Source organism: Cognatundibacterium rugosum (assembly GCF_014284365.1).
Classification (GTDB): Bacteria; Pseudomonadota; Gammaproteobacteria; order Burkholderiales; family Burkholderiaceae_D; genus Undibacterium; species Undibacterium rugosum.
Window position 1 is genome coordinate 1 of record NZ_JACOGG010000062.1, and the last position, 435, is coordinate 435.

Genomic DNA, 435 nt, shown 5'->3' on the forward strand with positions numbered 1-435 from the left:
AAAACAACATGTACTGGCGTTGAAATGTTCCGCAAACTGCTGGACCAAGGTCAGGCAGGCGACAACGTAGGTGTTCTGCTGCGCGGTACTAAGCGTGAAGACATCCAGCGTGGTCAAGTGTTGGCGAAACCAGGTTCGATCAAGCCACATGCACATTTCACAGGCGAAATCTACGTTCTGTCGAAAGATGAAGGCGGCCGTCATACCCCATTCTTCAACAACTACCGTCCACAGTTCTACTTCCGTACAACGGACGTAACTGGTTCGATCGAGTTGCCAGCAGACAAAGAAATGGTAATGCCAGGTGACAACGTATCGATCACAGTAAAACTGATCAACCCAATCGCGATGGAAGAAGGCTTGCGCTTCGCTATCCGTGAAGGTGGTCGTACAGTCGGTGCAGGCGTTGTTGCTAAAATCATCGAGTAATTTGTA

At 49.4% G+C, this 435-nt stretch carries 1 protein-coding gene; it reads left to right on the plus strand.

Annotated elements, in window-relative coordinates; translation table 11 throughout:
- The coding region (locus tag H8K47_RS18065) for an EF-Tu C-terminal domain-related protein (protein WP_268977690.1) at nt 1-429 on the plus strand (429 nt) is incomplete at its 5' end.
- Nucleotides 430-435 lie beyond the last annotated feature (6 nt).